At 67.7% G+C, this 13,840-nt stretch carries 9 protein-coding genes; 4 read left to right on the top strand and 5 right to left on the bottom strand.

The window, feature by feature from the left end:
* Positions 1-87 precede the first annotated feature (87 nt).
* The gene (locus GGC47_RS10295) at positions 88-954 is read right to left on the bottom strand and encodes a hypothetical protein (protein ID WP_260368465.1); all 867 of its coding nucleotides are present in this window, start codon (positions 952-954) and stop codon (positions 88-90) included.
* 90 nt (positions 955-1,044) lie between these two features.
* Complete coding sequence (locus tag GGC47_RS10290) at positions 1,045-2,100, bottom strand: threonine aldolase family protein (protein WP_370954552.1); 1,056 nt, start codon at positions 2,098-2,100, stop codon at positions 1,045-1,047.
* A 611-nt stretch (positions 2,101-2,711) separates the two neighbouring features.
* Between GGC47_RS10290 and gltB the strand changes: the two genes are divergently transcribed.
* Positions 2,712-7,394 (top strand): glutamate synthase large subunit, encoded by a 4,683-nt coding sequence (gltB, locus tag GGC47_RS10285; RefSeq protein WP_113254916.1) that lies wholly within the window; start codon positions 2,712-2,714, stop codon positions 7,392-7,394.
* A gap of 97 nt (positions 7,395-7,491) precedes the next feature.
* Entirely contained in the window at positions 7,492-8,916 is a 1,425-nt protein-coding gene (locus GGC47_RS10280) for a glutamate synthase subunit beta (protein ID WP_142022027.1), read from the top strand.
* A gap of 356 nt (positions 8,917-9,272) precedes the next feature.
* Here GGC47_RS10280 and GGC47_RS10275 read toward each other — a convergent pair whose 3' ends face one another.
* Positions 9,273-9,806 carry a DUF3859 domain-containing protein gene (locus GGC47_RS10275; RefSeq protein WP_142022026.1) on the bottom strand — a complete coding sequence of 178 codons (534 nt, stop codon included), beginning with the start codon at positions 9,804-9,806 and terminating at the stop codon, positions 9,273-9,275.
* A gap of 140 nt (positions 9,807-9,946) precedes the next feature.
* Here GGC47_RS10275 and GGC47_RS10270 point away from each other — a divergent pair, with 140 nt between their 5' ends.
* Positions 9,947-10,507 (top strand): GNAT family N-acetyltransferase, encoded by a 561-nt coding sequence (locus tag GGC47_RS10270; protein ID WP_142022025.1) that lies wholly within the window; start codon positions 9,947-9,949, stop codon positions 10,505-10,507.
* Positions 10,508-10,541: 34 nt separating this feature from the next.
* Here the strand turns inward: GGC47_RS10270 and GGC47_RS10265 are convergent, their stop codons facing one another.
* Positions 10,542-11,759 carry an SGNH/GDSL hydrolase family protein gene (locus tag GGC47_RS10265; protein ID WP_113254911.1) on the bottom strand — a complete coding sequence of 406 codons (1,218 nt, stop codon included), beginning with the start codon at positions 11,757-11,759 and terminating at the stop codon, positions 10,542-10,544.
* Between the two features lie 58 nt (positions 11,760-11,817).
* Entirely contained in the window at positions 11,818-13,050 is a 1,233-nt protein-coding gene (locus GGC47_RS10260; RefSeq protein WP_081925441.1) for a lytic murein transglycosylase, read from the bottom strand.
* Positions 13,051-13,381: 331 nt separating this feature from the next.
* Here GGC47_RS10260 and rnk point away from each other — a divergent pair, with 331 nt between their 5' ends.
* On the top strand, positions 13,382-13,810 hold the full coding sequence (gene rnk, locus GGC47_RS10255) for a nucleoside diphosphate kinase regulator (protein WP_142022024.1): 429 nt from the start codon (positions 13,382-13,384) through the stop codon (positions 13,808-13,810).
* Positions 13,811-13,840 lie beyond the last annotated feature (30 nt).

Genomic DNA, 13,840 nt, shown 5'->3' with positions numbered 1-13,840 from the left:
ACATGGGTGCTCGCCACAAGCGCGAGCATGACGAGGGTGGAGCCGGTGTCCCGTTGACCGGCTGGGGACTTCGTGAGCCCCCAAAAGTCACTGCAGCGGCGTGACCGGCGCGATCGGCGTTTCAGGCTTGGGGTTGGCCGTGCCGGTATCCTGCCCCTGCACCGGAGCCAGCGGTACGGCGGCCTCGGCGGAGGCCGGCGGTGGCGCTGAGAGCGGCGGCTGGCGTTCGGCCGTGTCGGTGCCGCGCACATCCTGCGGATTCACCAGCTTGGGTTTTTCGGTGCCGTTGTCCGGGTTGACCGGGCCGGGCGAAGGCTCGGCGGGGGCGGCGGCCGGGGGCGGCGTCTGCGTCGCCGGCGCGCTGGCCTCGACCGGGGGCTGCGGTGCGGGTGGGGTCGGCGCCTGCTCCGGCGCGGGCGGGGCGGCCGGCGCGGGTGGAACGATGGTCGCGGGGGCGCTCGCCTCGGCCGGGGGCCTCAATTCGGCCGGGCGCTGCGGCGGCTTCGGCACGAGTCGCGGTCGCGGCGGCTCGCGCTCCTCGCGTGGGTCGACGCGGGCGATATTCGGCCCCAGGTCGGCCTGGCCGTTGCGCAGCGGCACGCGGCGGATCAGGTTGCCGGCGAAGGCATCGAGGATCAGCCGCTGCCGCTGGCCGTTCGCCCGCATGCCGTCGACGACATAGGCGTCCTCGCTCCGATAGAGGCGGTCGATCCGGACGAAGCCGTAATTCTCGGCGGCGATGCGGCGGATGTCGTAGGCCGTCACCGGCTCGGCGATGCGGGGCGCGGAACGGTAGCCATATCCGTAGCCATAGACATAGGCTGGCGGATAGGGCGCCGGCTCTTCGTAATAATAAAACTGGGCGGCGGCGCCTCCCGCCGAGCCGGCGAGTGCACCGGCCACGGCCAGACCCATCAGGCCGATGTGCCTCGACGCGGTCGAACGTTGTGCCATGCCATCTTCCTTAACGAGGTGTCGCGCCTTTCAGTCTTCCTTAGCGATTGCGGCAGGCATGGGGCCGGACCGGGCCGAAAAATCCCTGTGTCAGTCGGAGATCGCCGCGATCAGCCGGCCGACCTCGCCGGGATCGGTCGCAAAGGACATGACGAAGCGGCCGACGATCTCACCGTCCTGCAAGGCATTGTCGGGGGCGAGCGAGCGGCCGGGCCAGGAATGGTAGCGCACCTCAGCCGCGGTCAGCCGTTCCTGCGTGGCGGGAGGCAGGATCAGGAAAACCTCGTTGGCCTGGCAGGGCCAAGCGAGGCGCGCCTCGCCACCGTTGCCGACCGCATCCGCAAGACGCTTCGCCTGCGCATTGGCGTGGCGGGCGAGATCGAGCCAATGGTCGTCGGCCAGCAGGGCCTCGAACTGCGCGCCGAGGAAGCGGCCCTTCGACAGGGTCTGGCCGGCGCGCTTGCGGCGCCATTTCATCTCCTCCGCGCGGCCGGGGTCGAAGAAGACCACTGCCTCGACCGCCCAGGCGCCGTTCTTGGTGCCGCCGAAGGAGAGCACGTCGACACCGGCCTTCCAGGTGATCTCGGCCGGCGTGCAGCCCAGCGTGACCAGCGCATTGGCGAAGCGCGCTCCGTCCATATGGACCGTCAGATTGCGGGCCGTGACGGCTTCTTTCAGCGTGCGGATTTCGGCCGGGGTGTAGATCGTGCCGCATTCCGTCGCCTGGGTGACGGAGAGGGCCTGGGCCTGGACATTGTGGAAGCTGCCCTCGTTCAGGTTGCCCAGAGCCCGCGTCACCGCCTCTGGCGTCAGCTTCCCGCCGATGCCGGGGAGATCGACCAGCTTGGCGCCGTCGCTGAAGAATTCCGGCGCGCCGCATTCGTCCTCGACGATGTGGCTTTCCTCATGGGTGATGACGGCCCCCCAGGGCCTGACCACGCTGGCGAGCGCCAGGGCATTGGCCGCGGTACCCGTGGTGACCAGGAAGGCGGCGACCTCCCGCTCGAACAGCGCTGAGAGGCGCTCCTCGACGCGCTTCGTCCAGTCATCCGCGCCATACCCCGCTGCGGGGCCGCCATTGGCGGCGGCGAGGGCGGCCATGACGCGGGGGCTGGCGCCGGCGGTGTTGTCGCTGATGAAGTTCATGGAGGAAAGGGTTATGGGGCGACCCAGCTTCTGCCAAGCGACGAAGGCGGGGAGGGGGCTTGCACGCCGTGCCGGTCGGGACAGGCTCAGAACAAGAAGCGTATCGCCGGAGTCGGGCTTTCATACCGGAAATGTCTCGTGGGAATCGGGTATCGCAATAAAATTTCGTTTCTGCCTCAAATCGGTGCTTGTGCGCAGATTGGAATTCTGGCAAATTCGTCTCGATAGGACAGTGTTGCTGTCCCATTTTTCATCGCGCCGACCAAAAGCCGTCCCAGGCTGAGGTCGCGCCGTCGCAACGGAGGCGAGCATGACGAGGGGCCGGGCTGCTAATGCCAAAGCCGACCGTACGCGCGCCGTCCGTAAAACGACGGCCTAAGACAGGCGCGACCGGGCGATAGCCGCCCGAAGCGCCTGCGGAGGACGCGGGCGCGGTGGAAACAAAGCGCAAGCAAGCCTCTGACAAAAGACAAGGCCGATCCGTTCTGGCCCTTTCCTTGCTGCCGGCTTCCGGCCGGCTCGGAAAGACCGGCGCGGAAAGGGATGGTGTGGGCTTGATACGCCTGCCTGCCGGCATCGCGCCGGTGGGTTCCGGCGAGCGGGGTTTGACGATGAGCGCGACCAGCCAATCGAACGAGGATATCGGGCGCTTCCCGGCCGTGCGCGACCCGGCGCTGCCGACGCATCAGGGCCTCTACAACCCGGCCAATGAGAAAGATTCCTGCGGCGTCGGCTTCATCGCCGACATGAAGAACCGCAAGAGCCACGCCATCGTGCAGCAGGGCCTGCAGATCCTGCACAATCTCGACCATCGCGGCGCTGTCGGCGCCGATCCGAAGCTCGGTGACGGCTGCGGCATCCTTACCCAGATCCCGCATCGCTTCTTCAAGGAAGAGACCGCGAAGCTCGGCATCGATCTGCCCGAGCCCGGCTTCTACGCCATCGGTCAGTTCTTCATGCCGCGCGATCCGGCGATCCGCGCGCTCTGCGAGGAGATCATCTCCCAGGCCGTCGAGGAGGAGGGCCTGAATTTCCTCGGCTGGCGCGATGTGCCGGTCGACAATGCCGATCTCGGCAAGGCGGTACTGGAGACCGAGCCGGTGCATCGCCAGCTCTTCGTCGGCCGCCCGGACGACATCACGGACGAGGACGAGTTCGAGCGGCAGATCTATGTCCTCAGAAAGTCCGTCTCGAACAAGGTCTACCGGCATCAGGAGCGCAAGACGGCGGAGTACTACCCCGTCTCGATGTCCTGCCGCACCATCGTCTACAAGGGCATGGTGCTGGTGAACCAGCTCGGCTCCTACTTCAAGGATCTGCAGGATGAGCGCTTCGACAGCGCGCTCGCCCTGGTGCATCAGCGCTTCGCGACCAACACCTTCCCGTCCTGGCGCCTCGCGCACCCCTACCGGATGGTGGCGCATAACGGCGAGATCAACACGCTGCGCGGCAACGTCAACTGGATGGCGGCGCGGCAGGCGAGCGTCGATTCCGACCTGTTCGGCTCGGATATCTCGAAGCTCTGGCCGATCTCCTATGAGGGCCAGTCGGACACCGCCTGCTTCGACAACGCGCTCGAATTCCTGGTGCAGGGCGGCTATTCGCTCACCCACGCCATGATGATGCTCGTGCCGGAGGCGTGGAACGGCAACCCGCTGATGGATGAGGAGCGGCGCGCCTTCTACGAGTATCACGCCGCGCTGATGGAGCCCTGGGACGGGCCAGCCGCGATCGCCTTCACCGACGGGCGCCAGATCGGCGCGACGCTCGACCGCAACGGCCTGCGCCCCGCGCGCTATCTCGTCACCGATGACGGGCTCGTGGTGCTGGCTTCCGAGTTCGGCGTGCTGCCGATCCCGGAGGAGAAGATCGTCGAGAAGTGGCGCCTCCAGCCCGGCAAGATGCTGCTGATCGACCTCGAGCAGGGCCGCATCATCGGCGATGACGAGATCAAGACGAGCCTTTGCCTCGCCAACCCCTACAAGGACTGGCTGAAGCGCACCCAGATCGTGCTGGAGGATCTGCCGCCGGTCGAGGCGCGGGCCTCGCGCACCGACGTGCCGCTGCTCGATCGCCAGCAGGCCTTCGGCTACACCACCGAGGATGTCCGCCTGCTGATGGCGCCGATGGCGGTGACCGGGCAGGAAGCGGTCGGCTCTATGGGCACGGACACGCCGATCTCGGCGCTCTCGTTCAAGTCGAAGCTGCTCTACACCTATTTCAAGCAGAACTTCGCGCAGGTCACGAACCCGCCGATCGATCCGATCCGCGAGGAGCTGGTGATGAGCCTGCTCTCCTTCATCGGGCCGCGGCCGAACATCCTCGATCTGGAAGGCACCTCGCGCCGCAAGCGCCTGGAAGTGCGCACCCCGATCCTGACCAATGACGATCTCGAGAAGATCCGCTGCATCGGTCATTACGAGGATCGCTTCGACACCAAGACCATCGACTTCACCTATCCGGCGCGCGAGGGCGCGGCCGGCATGGATGGCGCGCTGGAGCGGCTCTGCGAGCGCGCCGAGGCGGCGGTCCATGGCGGCTACAACATCATCATCCTGTCCGACCGGCAGGTCGGCGCCGACCGCATCCCGATCCCGGCGCTCCTGGCGACGGCGGCGGTGCATCATCACCTGATCCGCAAGGGCCTGCGCACCTCGGTCGGCCTCGTCGTCGAATCCGGCGAGCCGCGCGAGATCCATCATTTCTGCTGCCTCGCCGGCTATGGCGCCGAGGCGATCAACCCCTATCTCGCCTTCGACACCCTGCTCGACCAGCATGCGCAGGGCGCCTTCCCCGAGGAGGTCGATGCCGACGAGGTGGTGAAGCGCTACATCAAGTCGGTCGGCAAGGGCGTGCTGAAGGTGATGTCCAAGATGGGCATCTCGACCTATCAGTCCTATTGCGGCGCGCAGATCTTCGACGCCGTCGGCCTGAAGAGCGCCTTCGTCGACAAGTTCTTCTTCGGCACGGGCACGGCGATCGAGGGCGTCGGCCTCGACGAGATCGCCGAGGAGAGCCTGCGCCGTCACCGCGACGCCTTCGGCGACTCGCCGCTCTACCGTGACAGCCTCGATATCGGCGGCGAGTACATGTACCGCGTCCGCGGCGAGGACCATGTCTGGAAGCCGGATGTCGTCGCCTCGCTCCAGCACGCCGTGCGTCTCAACGCGCAGGACCGCTACGAGGAGTTCGCCCGGCAGGTGAATGACGACGAGCAACGGCTCAGCACCATCCGCGGCCTGTTCAAGCTCAAGATGGCGGCCGATGAGGGCCGGGCGCCCGTGCCGCTGGAGAGCGTCGAGCCTGCGTCCGAGATCGTGAAGCGTTTTGCCACCGGCGCGATGTCCTTCGGCTCGATCTCGCGCGAGGCGCATGAGACGATGGCGCTCGCGATGAACCAGATCGGCGGCAAGTCGAACACCGGCGAGGGCGGCGAGGAAGCGATCCGGTTCAAGCCGATGCCGGACGGGCGCTCGAAGCGCTCGGCGATCAAGCAGATTGCGTCGGGCCGCTTCGGCGTCACGGCCGAGTATCTCGTCAATGCGGACGTGATGCAGATCAAGGTGGCGCAGGGTGCCAAGCCTGGCGAGGGGGGGCAGCTTCCCGGCCACAAGGTCGACGCCAAGATCGCCCGGACCCGGCATTCGACGCCGGGCGTCGGCCTGATCTCGCCGCCGCCGCATCACGACATCTATTCGATCGAGGATCTCGCCCAGCTGATCTTCGACCTGAAGAACGTCAACCCGGCGGCCGATGTCTCGGTCAAGCTCGTCTCCGAGATCGGCGTCGGCACGGTGGCGGCCGGCGTCGCCAAGTCGCGCGCCGACCACATCACCATCTCCGGCTTCGAGGGCGGCACCGGCGCGAGCCCGCTGACCTCGCTGAAGCATGCCGGTTCGCCCTGGGAGATCGGCCTCGCCGAGACGCAGCAGACCCTGGTGCTGAACCATCTGCGCGGGCGCATCGCGCTGCAGGTCGATGGCGGCCTGCGCACCGGCCGCGACGTGGTGATCGGCGCTCTGCTCGGGGCCGACGAGTTCGGCTTCTCGACCGCGCCGCTGATCGCGGCGGGCTGCATCATGATGCGCAAGTGCCACCTCAACACCTGCCCGGTCGGCGTCGCGACGCAGGACCCGGTGCTGCGCAAGCGCTTCAAGGGCCTGCCCGAGCATGTGGTGAACTACTTCTTCTTCGTCGCCGAGGATGTCCGCAAGATCATGGCGGAGATGGGCTTCACCAGCCTCGACGAGATCGTCGGCCGCTCGGACCTGCTCGACAAGCGCGAGGCGATCGAGCACTGGAAGGCGAAGGGGCTCGACTTCAGCAGGCTGTTCCACAAGGTCGACCTGCCGGGCGTGGCGATCCGCCATGTCGAGTTGCAGAAGCACCCGATCGACGATGTGCTCGACCGCAAGCTGATCAAGGCGGCGCAGGGCGCGGTCGAGACCGGCACGCCGGTCGTGATCGAGGAAAGCATCTGCAATGTCGACCGCTCGACCGGCGCGATGCTCTCGGGCGTCGTCGCCAAGAAATACGGCCATGCCGGCCTGCCGGACGACACCATCACGGTGAAGCTGAAGGGTACCTCGGGCCAGAGCTTCGCGGCCTTCCTGGCGGCTGGCGTTACGGTCGAGCTCACCGGCCAGGCCAATGACTATGTCGGCAAGGGGCTCTCCGGCGGCAAGCTGATCGTCCGGCCCGATCCCGCGACCCGGGCCGTGGCCGAACGCTCGATTATCGTCGGCAACACCGTGCTCTACGGCGCGATCTCGGGCGAGGCCTATTTCCGCGGCGTCGCGGGCGAGCGCTTCGCGGTGCGCAACTCCGGCGCCATCGCGGTGGTCGAGGGCACGGGCGACCATGGCTGCGAATACATGACCGGCGGCGTCGTCGCCGTCATCGGCCAGACCGGGCGCAACTTCGCCGCGGGCATGTCGGGCGGCATCGCCTATGTGCTGGACGAGGACGGCACCTTCAAGTCGCGCTGCAACCTCTCGATGGTCGATCTCGAACCGGTCGAGGAGGAAGAGGAGCTGATGGAACGGCTGCACCATCACGGTGGCGACCTCGAGCATAAGGGCCGCATCGACATGACCAACATGTCGGGCCATGACGAGGAGCGCCTGATGCAGATGCTGACGAACCACGCGAACTACACCGGTTCGGAGCGTGCCCGCACGATCCTCGACAACTGGGCGGATTACCGCACCAAGTTCGTCAAGGTGATGCCGGTCGAGTACCGCCGCGCGCTACGCGAAATGGAGCAGGCCCGCACCTTGCAGGCCGCGGAATAAGCGAAACGCCACCTGCCGGGGCCGTCACGGTCCCGGCACCCGGAACAGGTTAAGGCATGCGCGCGGGGCGACCCGGGCACAGGGCGAGAGAAACGGCATGGGCAAGGTCACGGGCTTTCTCGAATACGACCGGCAGGAGCAGAAGTATCAGCTCGCCGGCGATCGCATTCGCCACTTCCGAGAGTTCACGCTCCCGCAGGAGGAGCGCGATATCAAGAAGCAGGCGGCGCGCTGCATGGATTGCGGCATCCCCTTCTGCCACGGCCCGACCGGCTGCCCGGTGCACAACCAGATCCCGGACTGGAACGAGCTGGTCTATTCCGGCGGCTGGGAGGATGCGCTGCGTAACCTCCACTCCACCAACAACTTCCCGGAGTTCACCGGCCGCATCTGCCCCGCGCCTTGCGAGGAAGCCTGCACGCTGAACCTCGAGAATATGCCGGTGACGATCAAGACGATCGAGCAGGCGATTGCCGACAAGGGCTGGCAAGAAGGCTGGATCGCGCCCGAGATCCCGGCCAGGCGCACCGGCAAGCGCATCGCCATCGTGGGCTCGGGGCCTGCCGGCATGGCGGCCGCGCAGCAGCTCGCCCGCGTCGGCCACGACGTCCATCTCTATGAGCGCGAAGCCAAGGCCGGCGGTCTGCTGCGCTACGGCATTCCCGACTTCAAGATGGAGAAGAAGCATATCGACCGCCGGGTGAAGCAGATGGAGGCGGAGGGCGTCACCTTCCACTACAACGCCAATGTCGGCGTGACGCTGCCCTTCGCGACGCTCCTTGCCGAGCACGACGCGGTGCTGATGACGGGCGGGGCGGAAGCGCCGCGCGATCCCGGCCTGCCGGACACCAACCTCGCCGGCGTGCATTACGCGATGCCCTACCTCACCCAGCAGAACAAGCGCGTCGGCGGCGAGGACGTCTCCGGCGAGGCGCCGATCCTGGCTGCGGGCAAGCATGTCGTCGTGGTCGGCGGCGGCGATACGGCTTCGGACTGCGTCGGCACCGCCTTCCGGCAGGGGGCGCTCTCGGTGACGCAGCTCGACATCCGGCCGATGGCGCCGGAGATCGAGGACAAGCTCACGGTCTGGCCCTATTGGCCGACGAAGTTCCGCACCTCCTCCTCGCAGGCCGAGGGCGCGGAGCGCGAGTTCCAGGCGGCGACGCTCGGGCTGGAGGGCCGCAACGGGCGGCTGACCGGTGTGAAATGCGCGCGCGTCGATGAGAAGCGCAAGCCCATCCCCGGCACGGAATTCGTGCTCCAGGCCGATCTCTGCTTCCTCGCCATCGGCTTCGCCGGCTCGGTGATCGAGGGCATGATCGCGCAGTCGGGCGCGGCCGTGGACAAGCGCGCCAATGTCGTCGCCAACGACCGCGACTACGCCACCAGCGTCGACAAGGTCTTCGTCGCCGGCGACATGCGCCGCGGCCAGTCCCTGGTCGTCTGGGCGATCCGCGAGGGCCGCCAGGCGGCGCATGCCATCGACAAGCATCTGATGGGCGAGACCATCCTGCCGATGTGACGGGGGCGCCCTCCATTGCGGGAGCTTGCCGATTTTCGGTAGAAACACGCCGTCATCCCGGGCTTGACCCGGAATCCATCGTAGAGTGCTCAAGCACCAAATGCCGGGACCAGCCGCCCTCGGACCCGCGTGGCGTAATCCGAGCAGCCGGCAAGCTGGCCTGAAGAACGCGATCCTCCGCGATCGTGCGATGGAGCAGGGAACGGCAGGCTGAAGATCACGATGAGCGCCGCCGCGAGGCACGATCCGAGTACAGCCCGCTTGCCACGATGATCGGAATCCCGGCGGTGTCTCCGGGACGGCGGACGATCCGCCGGCGCACACTTACCGCTTAGTGTCCGCAACAGGATATGCGATCAGCCGACGCCGCAATCGGAGTTGGGGGCGCCGGGCGGGGAAGCGGTGACGGTGAAGTCCTTCCGCGCGATCTCCTGCCCGCCGGCCGAGACGATGAAGGTCCAGCTGCCCGGCTCCATTTCCCATTCGTGATCGAAGGTGAAGCCGATATGGGTGACGCCCTCGATCACCGCGCTCGGGAAGCGGTCCTGCGTGCTGGTCTTGCCATCGGGGCTGGTGAACTGGGGGTGCAGGACGCGGACGGAGACCTGGCGCGGCAGGATCTGGGGAATGGCGTCGCTCAGCTTGAGCGTGAGGCCGAAATTCCGGCATAGCCGCGCCTCGATGCGGTCCGCGCGCTCGAGGTAGCGGATGTTCTTCATTTCGCGAGCCGGTTCGAGACCGGTTCCGCCGGGCGTCGGGGCCGCCATCATGCGGCGACCCACCGTGACCCCGAAATCGACGATCTCGGCTTTCGGCGCGGCGACCGCGGAGCCGGAAACGGCGGCAAGAATCATCGCGGCCATCGCGGCCATATATAGGCGTTTGCTCATGAGACCTCGGGGGCGCTCCGCTGCCTCGCATGTTGAACTTTGCAAAAACGCCAGTCAAAGATGGAGTGTCGGGCTCCGGCGCCGCGGCCGGCCATCCCGGCGGTCGAGCATCAGGATAGCCCTTCGCCTGAGGCCGCCGCATGCCGAAGCAAGCGATCCCGCATCCGGTCCTTGCGACGCCCCGCCTGCGCCTGCGCCAGTTCCGCGCCGATGACGTGGATGCGATGCATGCCTGCTTCGCCGACCCCGAGGCGATGCGGTTCTGGAACCAGCCGACCTACACGAAGCGCATCGAAACCGAGCGCTCCGTGCGCAGCTTCGTCGATTGCACGCCGTCCTATTACCGGTTCTGGGCGGTTGCCGATGCCGGGACCGATCGCTGCCTGGGGCTCGTCAATTATCACGACGGGCATATCCGCAGCAGGCGGGCGAGCATCGGCTACATGATCGATCCCGCTCTCCACCGGCAGGGCATCGCGACGGAGGCGGTCACGGCGATGCTCGATTTCTGCTTCTCGGAGCTCGGTCTGCATCGCCTCCAGGCCTTCATCCATCCGGACAACCGCGCCTCGATCCGGCTGATCGAGAAGCTCGGGTTCCGCCGCGAGGGCCTGCTGCGCGACAATCTGCGCGTGGGGGAGGTCTGGCGGGACGATCTGCTCTATGCGCTGCTCGCGACGGAGTGGCGCGGCGCGGCCTGATGCCGGGCAGCATGCCGGGGCAGCGGTCCGGTCCTCACCGCGGCCAGCGATAGTCGTCGATGCGGCCCGGCACGGGCTCGGGCGCGATGCCCTGTCCGAAGACGCGCTCGAGCTGGTCGGCCGCATCGCCGCGACCGCGCGCTTCCGTGATCGAGGCGAGCAGCGGCTGTGCCGAGGGCGCCGCCTGTCCGGTTAGCGGCTGAATCGGCCCGGCCAGGGGGCGGGCCTGCAGGGCCTGCGGCAAGCCGATCGCCGGCAAGCCGGCGGCCATCTGGTCGATCAGGCGCTCGACACCGCCGGGCTGCAGCTCGGGCGCGGTCGGGGCGCCGGTGTCGGGCGCGACGGGCAGGGCGATCACATTGCTCTGCGGCGCCTGCTCGATGATCCGGCGGATGACGAGGTCAACGAAATGCGCGGCCTTGCGGGCGCCGGCCTTGGTGAAGTGCACGCCGTCGCCGAGTCGCAGGCGCGTCGGCTGGCCGGAGACGTCCGGGCCGGTCGCGGTATAGCGGTTCTCGGAATCGACGAAGCCGCCCCAGAGGTCGACATATTGGCCGCCGGCCTTCTCGGCCCGTTCGCGGTAAAGCTCGTTCAGCGTGACGAGATCGGCCGAGAGGCGGGCGTTCTGCACGGGCGGGACGCCGACCCAGATCAGCGGGATGCGCTTGGCCGCGAAGGCGGTGGCGAGCGCGTCGACGCGGTCGCGATAGAGCTCCAGCCAGCGCGGGCTCAGCGGCTCCTGCACGATGTCGCCTTCGCGGATCGGCTGCCGGTCGTTGAGCCCGACCATCATGACCGCGATGGTGATCTTCTGGTCGCTGGCGAGCAGATCCGTGACGGCCTTCTGCCAATCGTAGAAATCGGTGCGGACGAGGCCTGAATCCGGCTTCGTCCGGTGGGTGACCTCGACATCGGGGCGGTCGTTCAGCGCCTCGTCGAGGCCGTCGGCGAGCAGGTTGGCGAGGGAATCGCCCATCACCACGATGTGGTTGGTGACATCGACCTTCGGGATGACGGGATCGTCGCGAACGACGACGGGGGCCGCCGCCCTGCTGCGCCGAACGACCGGGGCCGGGCTGGGGCGCAGGCGCGGCTGCTGCGGCTGCACGGCCGGTCTGGCGGGCAATTGCCAGAAGAGCTGGAACAGGCTGCGCTGCTGTTGCGGCGGCTGCTGGGCAAGCGAAACGGGGCCGCCGGTCAGGAGGAGCAGGCAGGCGGAGCAGAGAACCATGACGAGCGAGCGCAGGCGCATCAGCCATCCGATCCAGCGGCTCGGGACAGGTTCAATATAGGGCCGGATGGGCCAAAAGTCAGCGGGAGCCGCGCATCCGGGTGAGCAGGGCCGGCGTCGGATAGCCGTCCGCGATCTCGCCGACGCTGATCTGGTAGCGCCGCACCGCCTCGCGCGTGCCGGTGCCGATGCGCCCGTCCGCGTCGTGGTCGTAGAGTCCCAGCGCCTTCAGGCGGCGCTGCACGTCCTTGGTGCCGGCCATGTCGAGGCGGGCGGCCTTGAGCGGCCAATCGGCCTGGATCGCCGCCCGGCCCATGATGCGGTCGCCGAGATGGCCGACGGCCAGCGCATAGGCGTCGGAGGAATTGTATTTCTTGATGACGTCGAAATTCGCGGTCAGCAGCAGCACCGGGCCGGTATGGCCGGCGGGGTAGAACAGGCGGCCCTCGCCGGAGGAGGGCAGGGCGCGGCCATCGGCCCGGCGCACGCCGGCGGAGCGGAAGGCGGCGAAACTCGCCTTGTCCAGGCGATGGTCGAAGCCGTCCGGCAGCGAAACCTCCATGCCCCAGGGCAGGCCGGGGACCCAGCCATAGCTCTTCAGGTAGTTGGCGGTGGAGGCGATGGCGTCGCTGGACGAGTTCCAGATGTCGGCATGGCCGTTGCCGGTCCAGTCGACGGCGTATTTCATGTAGCTCGACGGCATGAACTGGGTGTGGCCCATGGCGCCGGCCCAGGAGCCGCGCAATTCGTCGCGCTCGACATAGCCCTTCTGGATCAGCTCGAGCGCGGTCAGCAATTCGTCGCGGAAGAAGTCGCCGCGGTAGCGGATCGCGGCGAGCGTCGCCAGCGAGCGGATGACGTCCTTGCTGCCCTTGAAGGAGCCGAAATTGGTTTCCATGCCCCAGACGCCGAGCACGACCTCCTTCGGCACGCCGTAGCGGGCCTCGACCTGGGCCAGCACGGCCGCGTTCTCCGCCGCCACCGCCTGGCCGCGCTGGACGCGGCCGCCGCCGACGGCGTTGTTGAGATAGCTCCAGATCGGCGCGCTGAACTCGGACTGCTTCTTGGTCAGCGCGACAATCGAGGCGTCGGGCGTCACGCCGCGGAAGGCGAGATCGAAGGTCGTGCGCGAGATGCCGCGCGCCTGCGCCTGTGGCCAGAGCCGTTGCAGGAAGATGTCGAAGGAGGCGCTGGCGGGGCTTGCCTGCGCGCTGCCGGCCGGCGCGCGCGACACGTTGATCGAGCCCGTGGTCTGCGCGAGCGCCGGCGCCAGGCTCAGCAAGGCCGAAGCAGCGAGGACGGACAGGCGCATGGGGGCTCCCGACGGCTGAGGGATGAAAACACCTCCAGAGCGCCCGAACAAGATTAACCAAGCGTTAAATCGGGGAATACTGCGGCAAATTGCGCGCAATTTGACAAGCCGCGGCGATTGTCCGACCCTGATCGGATGCACAGCGCCTTTTCCTTCGCTCGCGGCCGGCATCGGTCGGGTAACGTCATCGCGGGCTTATAGCCCCGGGCCTGTCGCGCTTGGCGCCTCCGGTCCGGGGGCGCCTCCACTTGATCCCCATCTTCCAGCGACGGCGTTCGTCCGGGCCTGTTTCGCGCCTGGCCGCCTGCGCTGATTTCTCCGAGAGACAGACATGACCGACAAGACCAGGAAGGCGCCCGCGCGCCCTGCCATCACCGTGACCGCCGCCGACCATGCGATGCTCAGCCGCATCGCGGCGGGGGCCGCCAACACCATGCCGGAACTCGCCGCCGAGCTGACGCATGAGCTCGACCGCGCCCGCATCCTGCCGGAAGGCCGGGTCTCGGCCGAGCATGTGCATATCGGCAGCGAAGTCACCTATCGCGACGAGAGCACCGGGCGGGAGACCAAGGTCACGCTGGTCTGGCCTGAGCATGCGGATATCGAGAAGAACCGGATCTCGGTGATGACGCCGATCGGCGTCGCGCTGATCGGCATGGCTTCCGGCCGCTCGATCGACTGGACGACGCGCTCCGGCGATGTGAAGCGCCTGACCGTCGTGGCGGTCGGCCAGCCTGTCGGGGAAACGGCGGCGGCCTGAGGTCGGATGCGTGCTGCCTTCCCGGACACG

The sequence above is a fragment of the Allobosea sp. OAE752 genome (assembly GCF_050433265.1).
Lineage (GTDB): Bacteria > Pseudomonadota > Alphaproteobacteria > Rhizobiales > Beijerinckiaceae > Allobosea > Allobosea spartocytisi.
The sequence above is the reverse complement of the archived record's forward strand: the minus strand, read 5'-3'. Positions and strand labels throughout refer to the sequence as shown.